The organism is Sphingobium fuliginis (assembly GCF_015074805.1).
Lineage (GTDB): Bacteria > Pseudomonadota > Alphaproteobacteria > Sphingomonadales > Sphingomonadaceae > Sphingobium > Sphingobium fuliginis.
Genome location: NZ_CP060036.1, coordinates 1,170,597 through 1,187,212 on the forward strand (window position 1 = coordinate 1,170,597; position 16,616 = coordinate 1,187,212).

Annotated in this window: 19 protein-coding genes; 9 read left to right on the forward strand and 10 right to left on the reverse strand. The window is 65.8% G+C overall.

The window, feature by feature from the left end:
• Window positions 1-25 precede the first annotated feature (25 nt).
• The 7 genes from H5V43_RS21285 to H5V43_RS21315 all read right to left on the reverse strand — a co-directional run bounded on the left by H5V43_RS21285 (window position 26) and on the right by H5V43_RS21315 (window position 4,799).
• Entirely contained in the window at window positions 26-415 is a 390-nt protein-coding gene (locus tag H5V43_RS21285) for a DUF779 domain-containing protein (protein WP_044661017.1), read from the reverse strand.
• A 248-nt stretch (window positions 416-663) separates the two neighbouring features.
• Window positions 664-2,184 carry an aldehyde dehydrogenase gene (gene adh / locus H5V43_RS21290; protein ID WP_044661016.1) on the reverse strand — a complete coding sequence of 507 codons (1,521 nt, stop codon included), beginning with the start codon at window positions 2,182-2,184 and terminating at the stop codon, window positions 664-666.
• A 110-nt stretch (window positions 2,185-2,294) separates the two neighbouring features.
• Window positions 2,295-2,978, reverse strand: coding sequence for a hypothetical protein (locus H5V43_RS21295; protein ID WP_025551455.1), 684 nt, complete (start codon window positions 2,976-2,978; stop codon window positions 2,295-2,297).
• An 82-nt stretch (window positions 2,979-3,060) separates the two neighbouring features.
• Window positions 3,061-3,363: a hypothetical protein gene (locus H5V43_RS21300; RefSeq protein WP_025551453.1), complete on the reverse strand. Its 303-nt coding sequence runs from the start codon at window positions 3,361-3,363 to the stop codon at window positions 3,061-3,063.
• 144 nt (window positions 3,364-3,507) lie between these two features.
• On the reverse strand, window positions 3,508-3,666 hold the full coding sequence (locus tag H5V43_RS21305) for a hypothetical protein (RefSeq protein WP_157009794.1): 159 nt from the start codon (window positions 3,664-3,666) through the stop codon (window positions 3,508-3,510).
• A gap of 62 nt (window positions 3,667-3,728) precedes the next feature.
• Window positions 3,729-4,019 (reverse strand): DUF1330 domain-containing protein, encoded by a 291-nt coding sequence (locus tag H5V43_RS21310; RefSeq protein ID WP_025551451.1) that lies wholly within the window; start codon window positions 4,017-4,019, stop codon window positions 3,729-3,731.
• A gap of 69 nt (window positions 4,020-4,088) precedes the next feature.
• Window positions 4,089-4,799, reverse strand: a complete 711-nt coding sequence (locus tag H5V43_RS21315) for a GntR family transcriptional regulator (RefSeq protein ID WP_025551449.1) — start codon at window positions 4,797-4,799, stop codon at window positions 4,089-4,091.
• Between the two features lie 196 nt (window positions 4,800-4,995).
• Here H5V43_RS21315 and kce point away from each other — a divergent pair, with 196 nt between their 5' ends.
• The 4 genes from kce (at window position 4,996) to H5V43_RS21335 (ending at window position 8,108) form a co-directional block, all read left to right on the forward strand.
• Window positions 4,996-5,925: a 3,5-dioxohexanoate:acetyl-CoA acetone transferase gene (kce, locus tag H5V43_RS21320; protein ID WP_193666840.1), complete on the forward strand. Its 930-nt coding sequence runs from the start codon at window positions 4,996-4,998 to the stop codon at window positions 5,923-5,925.
• 162 nt (window positions 5,926-6,087) lie between these two features.
• Entirely contained in the window at window positions 6,088-7,269 is a 1,182-nt protein-coding gene (locus H5V43_RS21325) for a thiolase family protein (protein ID WP_025551447.1), read from the forward strand.
• A gap of 31 nt (window positions 7,270-7,300) precedes the next feature.
• Window positions 7,301-7,720, forward strand: coding sequence for a PaaI family thioesterase (locus H5V43_RS21330; protein WP_226870507.1), 420 nt, complete (start codon window positions 7,301-7,303; stop codon window positions 7,718-7,720).
• A gap of 130 nt (window positions 7,721-7,850) precedes the next feature.
• Window positions 7,851-8,108 carry a hypothetical protein gene (locus tag H5V43_RS21335; RefSeq protein WP_044661013.1) on the forward strand — a complete coding sequence of 86 codons (258 nt, stop codon included), beginning with the start codon at window positions 7,851-7,853 and terminating at the stop codon, window positions 8,106-8,108.
• Between the two features lie 5 nt (window positions 8,109-8,113).
• Here the strand turns inward: H5V43_RS21335 and H5V43_RS21340 are convergent, their stop codons facing one another.
• Window positions 8,114-8,779 carry a TetR/AcrR family transcriptional regulator gene (locus H5V43_RS21340; RefSeq protein WP_025551441.1) on the reverse strand — a complete coding sequence of 222 codons (666 nt, stop codon included), beginning with the start codon at window positions 8,777-8,779 and terminating at the stop codon, window positions 8,114-8,116.
• Between the two features lie 253 nt (window positions 8,780-9,032).
• On the opposite strand from H5V43_RS21340, the gene H5V43_RS21345 reads away from it, so the two are divergent.
• The 3 genes from H5V43_RS21345 (at window position 9,033) to H5V43_RS21355 (ending at window position 12,197) form a co-directional block, all read left to right on the forward strand.
• Window positions 9,033-9,248, forward strand: a complete 216-nt coding sequence (locus H5V43_RS21345; RefSeq protein ID WP_025551439.1) for a hypothetical protein — start codon at window positions 9,033-9,035, stop codon at window positions 9,246-9,248.
• 120 nt (window positions 9,249-9,368) lie between these two features.
• Window positions 9,369-10,205: a TIGR00266 family protein gene (locus H5V43_RS21350; protein WP_025551437.1), complete on the forward strand. Its 837-nt coding sequence runs from the start codon at window positions 9,369-9,371 to the stop codon at window positions 10,203-10,205.
• A 414-nt stretch (window positions 10,206-10,619) separates the two neighbouring features.
• Window positions 10,620-12,197: a glycoside hydrolase family 16 protein gene (locus tag H5V43_RS21355; RefSeq protein WP_025551435.1), complete on the forward strand. Its 1,578-nt coding sequence runs from the start codon at window positions 10,620-10,622 to the stop codon at window positions 12,195-12,197.
• A 131-nt stretch (window positions 12,198-12,328) separates the two neighbouring features.
• On the opposite strand, the gene H5V43_RS21360 is transcribed toward H5V43_RS21355, so the two are convergent.
• Window positions 12,329-13,669 (reverse strand): anti-phage deoxyguanosine triphosphatase, encoded by a 1,341-nt coding sequence (locus H5V43_RS21360; RefSeq protein WP_025551434.1) that lies wholly within the window; start codon window positions 13,667-13,669, stop codon window positions 12,329-12,331.
• Between the two features lie 199 nt (window positions 13,670-13,868).
• On the opposite strand from H5V43_RS21360, the gene H5V43_RS21365 reads away from it, so the two are divergent.
• Window positions 13,869-15,065 (forward strand): AAA family ATPase, encoded by a 1,197-nt coding sequence (locus tag H5V43_RS21365; RefSeq protein WP_013054122.1) that lies wholly within the window; start codon window positions 13,869-13,871, stop codon window positions 15,063-15,065.
• Between the two features lie 53 nt (window positions 15,066-15,118).
• Window positions 15,119-16,228, forward strand: coding sequence for a ParB/RepB/Spo0J family partition protein (locus tag H5V43_RS21370; protein WP_044661012.1), 1,110 nt, complete (start codon window positions 15,119-15,121; stop codon window positions 16,226-16,228).
• 91 nt (window positions 16,229-16,319) lie between these two features.
• Here the strand turns inward: H5V43_RS21370 and H5V43_RS21375 are convergent, their stop codons facing one another.
• Window positions 16,320-16,487 carry a hypothetical protein gene (locus H5V43_RS21375; RefSeq protein WP_157009793.1) on the reverse strand — a complete coding sequence of 56 codons (168 nt, stop codon included), beginning with the start codon at window positions 16,485-16,487 and terminating at the stop codon, window positions 16,320-16,322.
• Window positions 16,488-16,616 lie beyond the last annotated feature (129 nt).

Below are 16,616 nucleotides of genomic sequence, written 5' to 3' on the forward strand. Positions count from 1 at the left end.
CTGTTCTTTTCTTGTCTAATGGGAATCAGCCGCCGCGCAAAGGCTCTCCCGCCGCTTCCAGCGCCGCATTCTCCTCATCGGTGAAGACGCGCGAGCGGACGATGAAGCGCATCCCCTCCGGGCTTTCCAGCGACATGCCCGCGCCCCGGCCCGGCACGACGTCGATGGTGACTTGCGTATGCCGCCAATATTCGAACTGCGCCGCGCCGATCCACACCGGCACGTCGCCCGCGATCTGGCCCAGCAGCACATCCTGCCCGCCGGTCCTGAACTCGCCCCGCGGAAAGCACATCGGCGCCGACCCGTCGCAACAACCGCCGGACTGGTGGAACATCAGCGGCCCATGCCGGGCCGCCAGCCGGGCGATCAGGACTTCGGCTTCCGGCGTGGCGAGGATGCGGGGTGGAAGGTTCATAATGATCTCCAGTCCCCCTCCCGTAAACGGGAGGGGTTAGGGGTGGGCGCGACCCCGGACTTGATCCGGGGGAGCTTCCAGCTTAGCCATTGCAGAATGGCGCTGAGGTTGCGCCCGCCCACCCCCCGGCCCCCTCCCGCCTGCGGGAGGGGGAAGAAGAAAAAGGCGGACGCCCGGGAGAGGCGCCCGCCGAACCGAAGGCGTGAAGGGGGAAGGACCCGCCTTCGGCATGCGATCCGCCCCTCGCCTCAGAAGAACCCCAGCGCCTTGGTCGAATAGCTCACCAGCAGGTTCTTCGTCTGCTGATAATGATCCAGCATCATCTTGTGCGTCTCGCGCCCGATGCCCGACTGCTTGTACCCGCCAAAGGCCGCATGCGCCGGATAAGCATGGTAGCAGTTCGTCCAGACCCGCCCGGCCTGGATGTTGCGCCCCATGCGATAGGCCGTGTTCCCGTTCCGGCTCCACACCCCGGCGCCCAGCCCGTACAGCGTGTCATTGGCGATATGCAGCGCGTCCGCCTCATCCTTGAAGGTCGTGACCGACAGCACCGGGCCGAAAATCTCCTCCTGGAAGATGCGCATCCGATTATGCCCTTCCAGCACGGTCGGCGTCACATAATAGCCCTGCTCCAGCTCACCGCCCAGATGCGCCCGCGTGCCGCCGGTCAGCACCTTCGCGCCCTCGTCCCGGCCGATGTCGATATAGGAAAGGATCTTCTCCAACTGGTCGTTCGACGCCTGCGCCCCGATCATCGTCGCGGGGTCGAGCGGGCTGCCCTGCACGATCTTCTGCACGCGGGCGACGGCGCGCTCGATGAACTTTTCGTAGATGCTCTCCTGCACCAGCGCCCGGCTGGGGCAGGTGCAGACCTCGCCCTGATTGAGCGCGAACATCGCAAAGCCTTCCAGGCATTTGTCGAAATAATCGTCGTCCGCATCCATCACGTCGGCGAAGAAGATGTTGGGCGACTTGCCCCCCAGTTCCAGCGTCACCGGGATCAGATTCTCGCTCGCATATTGCATGATCAGCCGCCCGGTGGTGGTTTCCCCGGTAAAGGCGATCTTCGAAATCCGCTTGTTGGTGGCGAGCGGCTTGCCCGCCTCCACGCCAAAGCCGTTGACGACGTTCAGCACGCCTTCGGGGATCAGGTCGCCCACCAGGTCCATCAGCACCATGATCGACATCGGCGTCTGCTCGGCGGGCTTCAGCACCACGCAATTGCCCGCCGCCAGTGCCGGGGCCAGCTTCCACGCCGCCATCAGGATCGGGAAGTTCCAGGGGATGATCTGCCCCACCACGCCCAGCGGCTCATGGAAATGATAGGCCACCGTGTCATGGTCGATCTCCGCGATGGAGCCTTCCTGAGACCGCACGCAGGCCGCGAAATAGCGGAAATGGTCGATGGCGAGCGGAATGTCGGCGGCGGTCGTCTCGCGGATCGGCTTGCCGTTGTCGATCGTCTCCGCCATGGCGAGCAGGTCGAGATTCTCCTCCATCCGCTGCGCGATGCGATTGAGGATATTGGCCCGCTCCGTCGCCGAACGCTGGCCCCAGCCTTCCCTGGCCCTGTGCGCGGCGTCCAGCGCCAGCTCGATGTCCTCGGCCGTCGAACGGGCGATCTTGCACACGCTCTGCCCCGTCACCGGCGAAAGATTGTCGAAATATTCCCCGCGAACCGGCACCACCCACTGGCCGCCGATGAAATTCTCATATTTATCGCGGATCAGCGTCTTCCCCGCGAACCGCGCCATTGCCTGCTGTAACATCATCCTCTCCCGGACTCGTCTGAAAGTTGAGGGACAGGATGAACCTTTCGGACAAATGGACAATTAGACCTTGGGTCGGGCCTGCCCATGAAGCCGGAAAACCGGGACGCTCAACCCCCGCCGCCATTCATCGCCGCCTGCACCCGCAACCGGGGGAAAACCGCTTCCAGCGGCTTGGTGTCGGGCAGCACATAGACATAGCCGCCCTTTTTCCGGAACAGCGGGCTGACGTTCTTGCCGTAAAAGGCGGTGGGCAGGTTGATGCAGCCGAAGGTGATGCGATTGTCGTCGCCGGTGGGCGAGAGCATCCGCTCGCGTCGGCGTTCCCTTTTCGGCGCGCCCTTGGGAATGGGGTGCAGCGCCACCGACGTGGCATAATCGACCCACAGCACCTTCTGCCGCCCCGCCGCCAGCCCGAATTTCGCCAGGAAGCGCCCGGCGGGCGTCGTCTTTTCCGCCGGGCCGATCTCCGCCAGATTCTTCGATCCGATGCCGGGGCTCGCCTCGTCCCCGACGGCCACGCCGATCAGGACCGGCGCATGACCCAGCGATTTCCCGCTGGCGTCATAGAGCGAGAGAACCGCCGCCTTCTTGTCGACGATGATATAGGGCAGCGCGCCATTGTCGCGGGACGCGGCGATCCAGTCGGCCACGCGCGCCGCTTCCCCGGACAGCTTCGCTCCCGCCTCCTGCGGCATGTCCGCCTGCGGTTTCGCCGGCTCCGCCGCCCGGACGCCCTCCGTCGCGGGAATGGCCGGCGCAAGCACCGCCAGCGCCAGGAACAGTGGGATCATCGCTCAATGCACTCGAAGGAAAGCGCCGGCGCCCAGGACGGACGCCGGCGCGGGAACACCGGATTCGGCCCCGTTCCGGGCGTCAGTTGCGCGGCCGCTTGCGCTGATTTTCCTGCATGCGCTGCTCGATGCCGTCGACGCGGGCATTGATCTGGTCCAGCCGCTGGCCATTGTTCTGCGCCTGGCCGGATGCCGCCTGCGCCTCCGCCAGCGCCGATTTCGCGGTGGCGTCCGTCGCCTGCAGGCGCGAGTCGAGCGCATCGACGCGCTGGTTCACGGCGGCGACCTGTTCCCGCACGAAGCCCTTGGTGGCACAGCCCCCCAGCGCCAGCGAACCCACCAAAATCACCGCCAGAGGCGCGAATTTCGTGAAAGACCGCGACATCTCCATTCTCCTTATAGTTAACGAACCGTCCCCGTCCCAAGCCGAGCGCCGGATTCCGGACAATGGGATTCTGTCCGGCTGTGCATCCGCTCGGGTGAATGGATGGGACTGCCCGGGTGGGCCAACCGGGGGCGCGGGATTTCGTCAGCGGCGCGCGCCCGGCCGCCGCCATTTCCGGGGCCGTTCCTCCTCCCCCAGCAGCAGCATGATGTCGCCATAGCCGGCGAGCAGGCTTTCCAGCGACCGCACCGCCTGCCAGCCCCCCGGGAAAAGCGCGCGGAAAATATGCGACTTGTCCTTCATCGGCATCCTCCCACAATAAGTCCTGTCCGGCGCGCCTCTTGGCGGGCGTGCCTTGCGGCGCTTCAGCGAGCGCCGTCGACCAGGATCACGCGATATTCCGCACCGGCAAGCCGATGCTGCAATGCTTCCTGATAAGCGGGCGAGTGGTACCAGGCCCGCGCCGCATCCAGATCGTCGAACTCCAATACGGCGACGCCGTCGGGATCGGGCCCTTCCACCGCATCATGCTCCCCATAGAAGGCGAGCCGCCGGGCCGGCTTTTCCCCCCGCGCCTTGACCGCCAGCGCGGCATAGGCGGCCATCTCCCCGGCATCGTTCAGCCGGTCGCGGATCATGACGACATAAGCGGGCATGGACGGTCCTCTCCTCTTCCTGTCATGCGCGGGGGCGGCAGGGCGGGAAGCGCGCCCGGCCGCAATCCCCTACGCCCCTTCCGTCACCTTGGCGGAGGCCTTGCGGGTCCGGGCAGGCTTCTGGTCCTTGCCCAGCACGATCTTCGTCGTCATCAGATAATGTTCGCGCATCAGCTTGATCGCCAGATCGGCGTCATGCGCCAGAAAGGCGTCGGCCAGCTTGCTATATTCCTTCTCCAGATTCGAACGCTTGGACGGCGAGGAGATGGAGAGCCAGCGATAGCGCTCGCTCTGCAGCAGCAGCATGTCGCGCACCCGGAGCAGCCAGGGATTGTCGCATGTGGCGACCAGCGCGTGATGGAAGGCGTGGTGCGCGTCCGCCCATTCCTGCGTCACCTTGCCGTCATCGTCGTTGCGCGGCGTCCGCAGCAGGCCGTGCAGCGCCGCGACGATCCCCTTTTCCCAGGCGATGGTGGCGTTCGCGATGGCGGAGCGGATGCAGGGCTCCTCGATCAACAGGCGCACATCCGTCAGATGATGCAGGTCCTCGGCCGCGATCTCGCTCACGCGGAAGCCGCGCTGCGGTTCGGCGGTGACCAGCCCTTCTGCGGTGACCCGCGCCAGCGCCTCGCGCACCGCGCTCTGGTTCGCCCCCAGATTCTCGCACAGGTCGGAAATGACGAGCTTCTGACCGGGCGGAAGCGCGCCGTTCAGCAGCCGGGACCGGATCTGCTCGTAAACGCGGTGGGTGCGGCTGGGCGCCGGTGATTTCTCTGCCATTCGCCCTTGATAGTTCACTTTTCCCCCATCTACAACCGTTACAACAAAAAGTGCACTTTCTGTTGACTCATGGACAATACTCGCACATCGTCCGCGCGACCGCCCGCCTCCCCCGGGGCCGGTTTCGGGCCGGGACCGCGAACGGGCAAATGGCATGACATGGCCGACCACTCGTCGGCTGGAATCGGGATCAAGCATGAAAGACAAGGTCATCATCTCCTGCGCCGTCACCGGCTCCATCCACACGCCGACCATGTCGGACGCGCTGCCGGTCACGCCGTCCGAAATCGCGGAACAGGCGATAGAGGCGGCGGAGGCCGGCGCCGCCATCCTCCATCTCCATGCGCGCGATCCCAGGGACGGCCGACCCTCGGCGGACCCCGCCCAGTTCATGGAATTCCTGCCGCGCATCAGGCAGGGCTGCGACGCCATCTGCAACATCACCACGGGCGGCAGCCTCACCATGACGGTCGAGCAGCGCCTGGCCGCGCCGCTGCTGGCGTCGCCCGAAATGTGCTCGCTCAACATGGGCAGCATGAATTTCGCGCTCTATCCGATGGCGGATCGCTACCGGCAATGGAAGCATGACTGGGAGGAGCCCTATCTGCGGGAATCGTACGATTATATCTTCCGCAACACCTTCCGCGACATCGGCAAGATCGCCCATGCGCTGGGCGATGCCCATGACGTGAAGTTCGAACATGAATGCTATGACGTCGGTCATCTGTACAATCTGGCGCATTGCATCGACCGCGGCTTCTTCAAGCCGCCGGTCTTCATCCAGTTCATCTTCGGCATATTGGGAGGGATCGGGGCGGAGGTCGACAACCTCCTCTTCATGAAGCGGACCGCCGATCGCCTGTTCGGACAGGATTATCACTGGTCGGTGCTGGGCGCGGGACGCCATCAGATGCCGCTCGCGACGCAAGCGGCGCTGATGGGCGGCCATGTGCGCGTGGGGCTGGAGGACAATCTGAACATCGCCCAGGGGCGGCTCGCCTCCAGCAATGCCGAACAGGTGCGCAAGGTGCGCGCGATCATCGAAGATCTGGGCCTGGAGATAGCGACCGCCGATGAAGCGCGCGCCCGGCTCGGCCTCAAGGGCGGGGACAAGGTCGCCTTCTGATGCCCGCGCGTCGATAGCGCCGGATCGGCCGGCCCGGAATCCGTGGCTCGATTCGCGCCCCGCCCTTGAAAAGACAGGCGACGATCACGATCAATGATATTATAGACATCATGTGATGGTCCGCCGCTACCGGTGCGGACGACAAGAGAAGGAAATGCCAGAGTGACCGCGGAAATCATCCTCGCCCATCCCGTCCGCACCCCGATCGGGAGCTATAACGGCACGCTCAAGGACGTGCCGGCGGCCGAACTGGGCGCCGTCGCCATCCGGGAAACCGTGCGCCGCGCAGGGCTGTCGCCGGATGCCGTCGGCGCGGTCACCATGGGCAATGTGATCCAGGCCGGCAACAGGATGAACCCGGCGCGCCAGGCGGCGATCCACGCCGGGCTGCCGGTCTCGGTCCCCGCCCTCACCGTCAACCGGGTCTGCGGATCGGGCGCGCAGGCGATCGTGACCGCCGCGCAGGAAGTGCAGCTTGGCCTGCACGACGTCGCCATCGCCGGCGGCATGGAGAATATGGACCGCGCGCCTTATCTGATGACCGGCGGCCGCTGGGGTTATCGCATGGGCGACGCCGCGATCATCGATTCCATGCTGCATGACGGCCTGAACGACGCCTTTTCCGGCCAGCATTCCGGCTGGCATACGGAGGATCTCGTCACCCGCTCCCAGATTTCGCGGGATGCGCAGGACCGCTGGGCCGAACGCTCGCAGAAGCGCTTCGTGCAGGCGCAGTCGGAAGGCCGGTTCGCGGCGGAGATCGCCCCCGTCACCATCAAGGGCCGCAAGGGCGACGTCAGCTTCGCCAGCGACGAGGCGCCCCGCGCCGATACGACGCTGGAGGGACTGGCCCGGCTGAAGCCCGCCTTCCGCCCGGACGGCACGATCACCGCCGGCAATGCCCCCGGCCTCAACAGCGGCGCATCCGCGATGCTGGTCGCCACCCGCGCCTGGGCCGAGGCGAACGGCGTCGAACCGGCGGGCCGGATCGTCTCCTACGCCGTCGCCGCGCTGGAGCCGGGCCTCTTCGGCCTCGCGCCGGTCCCTGCCGTGGTGAAGGCGGTCGAACGCGCCGGCTGGAAGCTGCCGGACGTGGAGCGGTTCGAGATCAACGAAGCCTTCGCCGCCGTACCCCTGGCCATCATCAAGGAACTCGGCCTGCCGGAGGACATCGTCAATGTGGAGGGCGGCGCGATCGCCCATGGCCATGCCATCGGCGCGACCGGCGCGGTGCTGACGACCCGGCTGCTGCATTCGATGAAGCGGGACGGCGTGCGGCGGGGCCTTGTCACGCTTTGCATCGGCGGCGGCCAGGGTATAGCGCTCGCACTGGAAACGCTGTGACGGCGGCACGGATGCGGGGGAAAGATCGGTCATGAACGGTTTCGATACGATAAGCGCTCTGGCGCGGGGCGAACTGCCCCGCCCGCCCATGGCCGATACCGTGCCCTTCACCCTTCTTCCGCCCGAAATGGGGCGCGTGGAGCTGAGGGCGACGCCGGGCGAACGCTTCCTCAACCTTGGCGGCGTCGTCCATGGCGGCTGGGCGCTGACCATGCTGGATTCCGCCATGGGCCTCGCGGCGGCAACCACCTTGGACGAGGGCGGTTTCGCCCCCACCTATGAAACCAGCGTCAAGTTCCTGCGGCCCATCCCCGCCAATATCGGGGAAATGCGGGTGATCGGCACCGTCATCTCGCGCGGCCGGTCCCTTGTCGCGTTGGACGGACGCATCGAAAGCCTCGACAACCGGATCTTCGCGCACGGCACGTCCACCTGCGTCGTTCCCCGCTGAACGCGGGGCGCACCATCTTTCAGGAGCATCGCATGCTGAACCGAAGCATCCGTTCCGCGACGATCTGGACGATCAGTCCGTCCTCCACTCCACGGTCACGCGCAAACCGATTGTCGGCCGCGACAGGATATTGCGGACGATCCAGGCGGCCGGCGCGTCCTATGACCATATGCGTCCGACCTATCATGAAGCGATCGGCAACAGGAGCTTCGCGGAATATGACGCGAGGATCGCGGGCGGGCCGGAACTTCACTGCGTGGCGGCGATCACCCGGAAGGAATCGGGCGCGGTGGAGACCATTGCCTTCCCGCGGCTAAAGCTTCCCCCGATGGGCAGTTCCCATCTGGCGGAGCAAGAAGGCCAAGAAGGCGAAGGCAAGCCACCCTGACTTCTTCAGTTGCTCGTTTCGGTCTTTCCCGACTCCGCCTCTGAACTGTTGGCGAAGCGGCGACGCAAGGGAATGCGGGTATCGACATCCGCGACGCCCAGCCGTTCCTTGACGGATTTCCGCGCCCGCTGGAGGATTTTCTCCGCGGTTTTCAGGTCGGTCGTCATCCGCGCCATTACCAGCGCGCCCAGCGCTTCGGAAAAGGCGGCGTTCGCGGCCTCCTCGGGATCGTCGACCCCGGCGCGCTCCAGCAGCCGGGTCACGCCGTCGATCAGTCCGCGCATGCCATTGCTCAGCCGCCCACGCCCATCCTCCGAAAGATGGGCCAGCTCGCTGGTGAGCGACGGGATCGGGCACCCCGTCTCCGGATGGCTGCGATGGGTCATCGACAGATAGCCGTCGAAGAATTTGGCGATCGCCGCGCGGGGCTCTCCGACATCCAGCAGGCCCAAGAACCGCTCATAGCGTTCGTGGAACATATGCTCGACCGAATGGGCGACCAGATCGTCCTTGGACGCGAAATGGGCATAGAAGCCGCCGACGGTAAGCCCGGCCGCGGACATCACATTCGCCACCGCCACCCGGTCAATACCCTGGCAACGGATCGCCCGCGAAGCCTCCGTCAGGATGCGCTCCCGCGTACGCGCCTTATGGTCGCTTGGATATCTCATGCATAATCCCATAAGTGACCTGACCACAGCCGCTTACAGGAAAAAACGCGCCTCTTTCCCAAATGACTGTTTGCAGCCAACATAATATTATGGCCGTTCAGTTCAAGGGGTTTTCCCAAGGAGCGACCTACTCCGCTGTCAATCGTTGCATCCGGGCCAGATCGGATTGAAGACATTAGGCGACCAGCCGATATTCGGTGTCATTGACCAGCCGGATCGCGCCGCCCCCGCCTCGAACGTCTAGATCGGCAGAATGGCAGCCGAAAACCTCCACCTCCAGCAACAAGCTGCCCGGACGGAAGCCGCTCTGCAAGGTCGGCTCCAACTGCCGGGCCGCTGGGCCGCCCATTTCGCCTATGAATGGGTACGCAAGGACGATGTCAGGATCGACACCGATCTTGTCGACCTCTTCGAATTCAGCGAGACTTCCGGATTGATCAAGAGCCTGAAGATCATCTTCGACCGGTAATCCCGCGCGCCTGCCTTCCGGGCCACGCTCCCCCGGCAGAGCTTTGCGTACACGCAAAGACTGGCCCAACCCGGCCGGGAACGGCTATGATCGGCCGGAACCATTCAGGAGCCCGCGACCATGCCGAACCCCAGTCCCTGGCAACATCATCGTCAAGCCGGCCTGGCCGACGACATCGATTTCGAGATCAAGGGCCAGGAACTGCAATTTCTGGAAATAGAACTCGATCCCGGCGAAAGCGCCGTGGCGGAGGCCGGCGCCCTGGTCTGGAAGGACGCGGCCGTCGGCATGACCACCGTCTTCGGCGACGGCAGCGGCGGCAGCGACGGCAGCTTCATGGGCAAGCTGCTGGGCGCGGGAAAGCGGCTGGTGACGGGGGAAAGCCTGTTCACCACCGTCTTCACCCATAATGGCCGGGGCAAGGCGCGGGTCGCCTTCGCCTCCCCCACCCCCGGCGCGATCCTGCCGATTCGCCTCGACCAGGTCGGCGGGCGGCTGATCTGCCAGAAGGACAGCTTCCTCGCCGCCGCGAAGGGCGTATCGATCGGCGTCCATTTCCAGCAGCGGATCATGACCGGCCTGTTCGGCGGCGAAGGCTTCATCATGCAGAAGCTGGAGGGCGACGGCTGGGTGTTCGTCCAGATGGGCGGCACCATCGTGGAGCGCGAACTGGCCCCCGGCGAACAGCTTCACGTCGATACCGGCTGCGTCGCCGCCTATACCGACACGGTGGATTTCGACTTGGAGCGCGCGGGCGGCGTGCGCAGCATCCTGTTCGGCGGCGAAGGCCTGTTCTTCGCGCGCCTGACCGGGCCGGGCAAGGTGTGGATACAGTCCCTGCCCTTCTCGCGCCTCGCCGGCCGCATGCTGGCGGCGGCGGGCAGCCGCGGCGGCCAGAATCGCGGCGAAGGCTCCGTGCTCGGCGGCCTAGGCGACCTGATCGGCGGCAATAATTAGAGCATCGTGCGCAAAAGTGGGAACCGGTTTTCCGCTCAAACCGATGCGACAGAAACCCGCAGCGCGCGGCCCGCGCCCGATTTGAGCCATCGCGCGCCATAGCCGTCCGCCGCTCTTCCCCCCACCCCCAAACCCCACCGCAAGCCCCCCCATCGGCGCGCCGCACAACCGGCCCGCCGGTGGCGCGCCCCCGCGCATGACCGCCATCCCCCTTGAGCCGATATGTGCATGAACATCGACACATGACGTCCGCAGCCTTTTCACGGCCATGAAAATCCATTATTATTCAAAGCCATAGCGGACGAATCCGCACCAACCATCTTGCGAACCCGCAACGGCGCCGGGGCAATCCGCCGTTCCGGGAAGGAGGTTCAACAAAGGCGGCACAGGGCCGCTCAACAACGGGGTCGTACCATGCGCATTTTCTCTCTTCGCCCGCTTGCGGGCGTGCTGTTCGCGTGCGTGCTCATATTCTGCATGAGCGAATGGGGCCTGTCCCTCACCGCCGACACGGAAAAAATCTCCGCGCCCACGCCAGCGGCGAAAGACCCGCCGGGCATCGCCTCCATCCTCACCAACGGCTTTTTCGGCCGGACCGCCAACCCGACGCCACAGATCGACTTCTCCCGCCCCTCCCCCAGCCCCTGGACCACGGCGCTGGGCAGCAGCAATCCCGCCGCGCTCTTTCCCACCACCGCCGCCGCCGCCCGAACCGGCGGCCCGGCCGGGCGCGCCGCCGGACCGATGGCGCCGGTCAGCACCATGCTGGCCCTCTCCACCGCCGCCACCGCCGCGCAGGCAGGCGATTTCGCCAATTTCGACTTCGCCGGCGGCACCCGCTACCCTGAACAGGCGACCGCGTCGGTCGGCCCCGCCTTCTACCGCCCCGGCGCGACCGTCGCCTATGTGCCGATCACGCTCGACCGCCCGACGCCCAACACCGTGATCGCGCGGGTGATGACGGAGGATGGACCGGGCCTCGTCCGCGGCGTGGCGGGCATCAACTATCGAAGCATCTACAAGGCGGTGATCTTCCGCCCCGGCGACCCGCTGACCAAGACGGTCTCCGTCCCCATATTGCTCGGCGTGCCGCAGGCCGACTTCATCGTCCGCTTCGTGGAGGCTCCATGGGGCGGCAAGATGGGCACCGACCGCGCCTTCGTCCAATGCGATTTCCAGCAGGAACCGACGGCGGAACAGGTCGCGGGGCGCGAACCCCGCGCCTTCCAGCCCACGGGCACGCTCCAGTGGAGGATGAGCCGCGAAACCCTCAAATGGTCCGACGCCGGCCATGACAAGGCCTGGTCGACCAAGCTGCCCAATGGCCGCTCGCAACCGGGCAATCAGGAAACCGGCATCTATCTCGACGGCTGGGTCTATCGCGACTATGGCATAGAGGCGCCCCTGCGCTACACGGACGATGGGCTCGTCATGCACACGCAGAAGCTGAAGCAGCCCATCGCCTGGGACGGCGTCCCCTATGACTATGGCGCGGTCGTGCTCAGCGGCCACAACACCCGGCCGGTGCAGATCGGCTACGGCCAATATGAATTCACCGCGAAGATGCCGAACCGGCGCGGCTCCTGGCCCGCCTTCTGGCTGATCTCGACCGCCGGCTGGCCGCCGGAAATCGACATTTACGAAGGGTTCGGCTTCGAAAGCTGGTGGGATTTCGACCGCTACACCGCCAACACGCTGCACGGCGGCGCCAACATCACCCGCACCTTCCAGCAGGGCGTCTTCATGAACACCGAAGAGGTCTACGGCATCGGCGGCTTCACCACGGGCTTCCACAGCTTCGCCGTCGACATCCAGCCCGACTATATCACTTGGTTCATCGACGGGAAGGAGACCTATCAGGCGGTCAATCCCTTCGCCGGCTTCCGCTGGTACCCGATCATGAACGTCGCGGTGAAGACGACCGGCGACTATGCGGACGGCACCGGCGACATGATCGTCCGCGACATCAAGGTCTATGCGGACGGGGGCTGAACGAAGGCGTCGCGCGGCCAGGCCCGACCATCCCACCCCCGTTCCGGGCCCGACGGATATTCGGCAACCCCTCCGCCTTCATGCTCCCGCCCCGCGCGGGAGCATGCGACGGATAGGGAAGACCGCGCCCCTCAGAACTGATCGAAGATCAACCCCATGCGCGGACTGAACAGCCGGTCATAGGCCTTCAGCAAGGCCCCGTCGGTCATCCCGGCGATATAGTCGCAGATCACCCGCGGCGCCTCCTCCCCCGCCCGCACCAGCGCCCATTGCTCGGCCGGCAGCAGGGTCTCCGGCTCCGACGCCAGCGCCTCGAAGACGGACACCACCATCTTCTGTCCCTTGAACTCCAGTTGCTGCACCCCGGCGCTGCGGATCACCTCCTGATAGACCGCGTTCCTCAGCGCGCCCAGGAACCGCGCCGGCCCCTCCTGCATCCCCGCGCGGTATCGGACCAGCGGCTCCTCGAACTCCTCCCGCGTGTCGATGCGGCAATGGGTGATCAGGTGATGCACCATCCGTCCGATGCAGCGCTTGCGCCCGCCGCCCTCGCCGAACAGCGTCCCGACCAGCCGCTCATAGACATTATTCTCGGATTCGCCGGGATATTTCCGCTTGAGGTGGACCAGGAAGGACGCGCATTCCTCCTCCGGCACCAGCCTGCGAAAGGCCTCCTCCCCGATCAGGCGCAGCGCCAGCGCATCCTCCAGGTCATGGACGCCGAAGCCGATGTCGTCGGCCACGTCCATGATGCTGCAATCGAAGGATTTGTGGATCGCCCGGTGGTGCCTGCCGACCTGCGGCTCGATCGCCGTGAACGCCTCCCGGTCGGCGCTCGACAAGGGCGCCAATATCCATTGCACCGCCTGCCGCTCCGTATCGAGATAGCATTTGGGCGGCTTGCTGGCGGCCCGGTCGATGATGCGGATGGAAGAAGGCCTGCCGCTCAGCCGGGGCGCGCAGGCGGGATTGCAGGCCTGCGCATAGGGGACCGGATATTTGAGCACGCCCAGCAGCGTCCGCCGCATGAGATTGGCCCCCGCCCCGGCCGAAAATTTCTCCAGCCGGGCCAGGATGCGCAGCGTCTGGCCATTGCCCTCGAACCCGCCCGCCTGCCGCATGCAGTAATTCAGCGCGACTTCCCCGCCATGGCCGAAGGGCGGATGGCCCAAGTCATGGGTGAAGCCGATGGCCTGGATCAGGCTGTGGTCGGGCAGATGCGGGATCGCCGGGTGGTCGGGGAAATCCTGCCGCAACTGCCGCGCTATGCCGCCCGCGATCTGCGCGACCTCCAGCGAATGGGTCAGCCGCGTGCGATAGAAATCGCTGTCGCCCAGGTTCAGGATCTGCGTCTTGCCCTGCAGGCGGCGGAAGGACGCGGAATGGATGACCCGCGCATAGTCGACATCCGCTTCATTGCGGGCGTCCTCGCTCTGCGCCTGCCAGTTTTCCTGCCGTTCATACCAGTTCATGCCACTCTTCTCCGGCGAATCCCGACCGCCTGTCGCTTGGCCGGAATATAGGCCGCTTCTCCCGCGCAGGCGCAGGAAAACCGGTGCATGCTGCTTCCTCCATGCCGATCCTCATCCCACCCCGCCCTCATTTGCCTATTTGAACTATTTATGCCACATCTATCCCAAACAAGCTTCAACTTCGCGCAAGAGGGCAGGAATGAACGCAGTGGTAACCCAGATCGGCGATCTGGCGGAGGCCGGCGAAAAGATGGTCGAACGCCTGCGGCGCAAGGCTTTTCTGCCGGATAGCCGCAAGGAACTCAACATCCGCTTCGGCATCGCTGAAGCCGCGCAACTGCTCGGCTGCTCCACGAATCGCATCCGCATGGCGGAGGAGGACGGACGCCTTCCCCCTGCCCCGCCGACCGAAAACGGCCGCCGCCCCGGCTACAAGGTGGAGGAACTGCTGAACATGCGGCAGGTGCTGGGCGCCTCGCCCGAACGCGCCCCCTTGGACATTCCCGCCATCATCGCGGTGCAGAATTTCAAGGGCGGCGTCGGCAAGTCGACCGTCACCACCCATCTCGCCCATTATTTCGCGGTGCAGGGCTATCGCGTGCTGGTGGTCGACTGCGACAGCCAGGCCACCACCACCACGCTGTTCGGCTTCAACCCGCATTTCAACATCCAGCGGGAAGAAACGCTCTACCCCTATCTCTCCATCGACCCGACGCAGGTCGACCTGCTCTACGCGGTCAAGCACACCGCCTGGCCCAATGTCGACCTCATCCCATCCAATCTCGAACTGTTCGACGTGGAATATGAGCTGGCGGCGGCGGGCAGCGACGGCGGCTCCGTCCTTGCGGCGCGCTTCCGCAAGCTGAAGCAGGGCCTGATGGACCTTGCCCGCCATTATGACGTGGTGCTGCTCGATCCGCCGCCGGCGCTGGGCACGATCAGCCTCGCCGTGATGCAGGCGGCCAATGCCCTGCTGGTGCCGCTGGCCGCGACCACGCCCGACTTCTGCTCGACCGTCCAGTTCCTCTCGATGATGGATCAGGTGATCGGCCAGCTGCAGCAGGCGGGGATAGAGGTCGACTATCAGTTCGTCCGCCTGCTCTGCTCGAAATTCGACAGCAACGATCCCAGCCATTCGATGGTCCGCGCGATCATGGAACAGAGCTTCGGCCCGGCTCTCCTGCCCATTCCGATCCTCGACAGCGCGGAAATCAGCCATGCCGCGCTGCGCATGATGACCGTCTATGAACTGGAAAAGCCGATCGGCACGCCGCGCACCCACAAGCGCTGCCGCGCCAATCTGGACGAGGCCATGGGCCAGATCGAGGCGCTGGTGCGTCAGGGCTGGGGCCGCGTCGCCCCTGCGCGGGAAGAGGACATCGTCAATGCGGCATGAAGCCCCTTTCCGCATGTTCATGATATGTTCCCGGTTTGCCGAAAGGGAATGCCATGGCGCGTAAGCAATCCGACTATCTGGCCGCCCTTCTCTCCGACGAGCCCGAGGCGGCAGCGGCAACGCCCGTCGAGCCGGAGGAGGCAGGCCCGCCCGCATCGCCCCTCTCCCCCTCCTCCTCCCCCTCCTCTGGCCCGGCCGCGCCGCGCCAGGATCGCGCCCGCGGCACCACCCTGCTCGGCCGCGAATCCGCCCTTGCCCGCCTGGCCTCGGGCGAGGTGCGGCAGGTCACGCAATTGCTGCTCGACCCGGCGAAAGTCCGGATCTGGAGCGGCAATGCCCGCCTCTATGCGCATCTCAATGAGGAAAATTGCCGCGAACTGATCGACTCGATCATCGCGGAGGGCGGGCAGAAGGTGCCCGCCGTGGTCCGCCGGATAGAGGGCGATCCCGATCATGATTATGAGGTGATCGCCGGCACCCGCCGCCACTGGTCGATCAGCTGGCTGCGCGCCAACAGCTATTCCGACATGATGTTCGTGGCGCAGGTCGCCCAGCTCGACGATGAGGCCGCCTTCCGCCTCGCCGACCTCGAAAACCGCGCCCGCAAGGACGTCTCGGACCTCGAACGCGCGCGCAACTATGCCGATGCGCTCAAGGCCCATTATGGCAGCCACCTGACCCGCATGGCCGAACGGCTGAAGCTCTCCAAGGGATGGCTCAGCAAGATGATCAAGGTGGCGGGCATCGAGGACGCGGTGATCGACGCCTTCGCCTCCCCGGCCGACGTCCAGTTGAAGCCCGCCTATGCGCTGGCCCAATCGCTCGACGACCCCAAGGGCGCGCCCGCCATCCGCGCGGAGGCGAACCGCCTCGCCTCCGAACAGCGCGCGCTGCGGTCGGCGGGCGCCGCGCCCATCCCGGCCTCGGATGTGCTCAAACGCCTGCTCGACGCCCCCCGCGCCGCCCAGTCGGCCCCCAGGGAAGAACCCTTCACCTGGACCACCCACTATGGCCGTCCGGCGCTGACGGTCCAGTCGGTCAACCGCCAGGGCGTCACCATCCGCCTCCACGCCGGTTCGGGCGCGGACATGGAAACGCTCGCCACCGCGCTGCGCGACACGCTCGAACATCTCGAACGGCAGGGCATGGGGCTCCAGCGCTGATGGAAAGCGGGGGGCACAGGACATATGACGGAAGCGAAAGGCCGGTCGAACCGGCGGCTTCCGCCCTGCCCCCCGTTTCCCCGGGGAAACATCAGCCCCTTGTCCCCGCCGCCCCATGGGAAACACGTCCGCTGTTTCCCCGGGGAAACAGCCGATCCCCCATCCCCCCGGCCACCAGCCCGCCCTCGCCGGCATCCCCGGCCAGCGCCGCCAGCTTGGCCTGGTCGCCGCACGGCCGCAGCCACGCATCGGCTCCCATCCCGACATGCGCCCCTCATTCCATAACTCCCGTCCATTCTCCGGAACGTTCTTGGAATAGCCCCCGCGCGCCCCTCCCCTCCTCTGCCGCATCACGCCATGGGCTGACGCTCATCTTCAGGACCCGCCC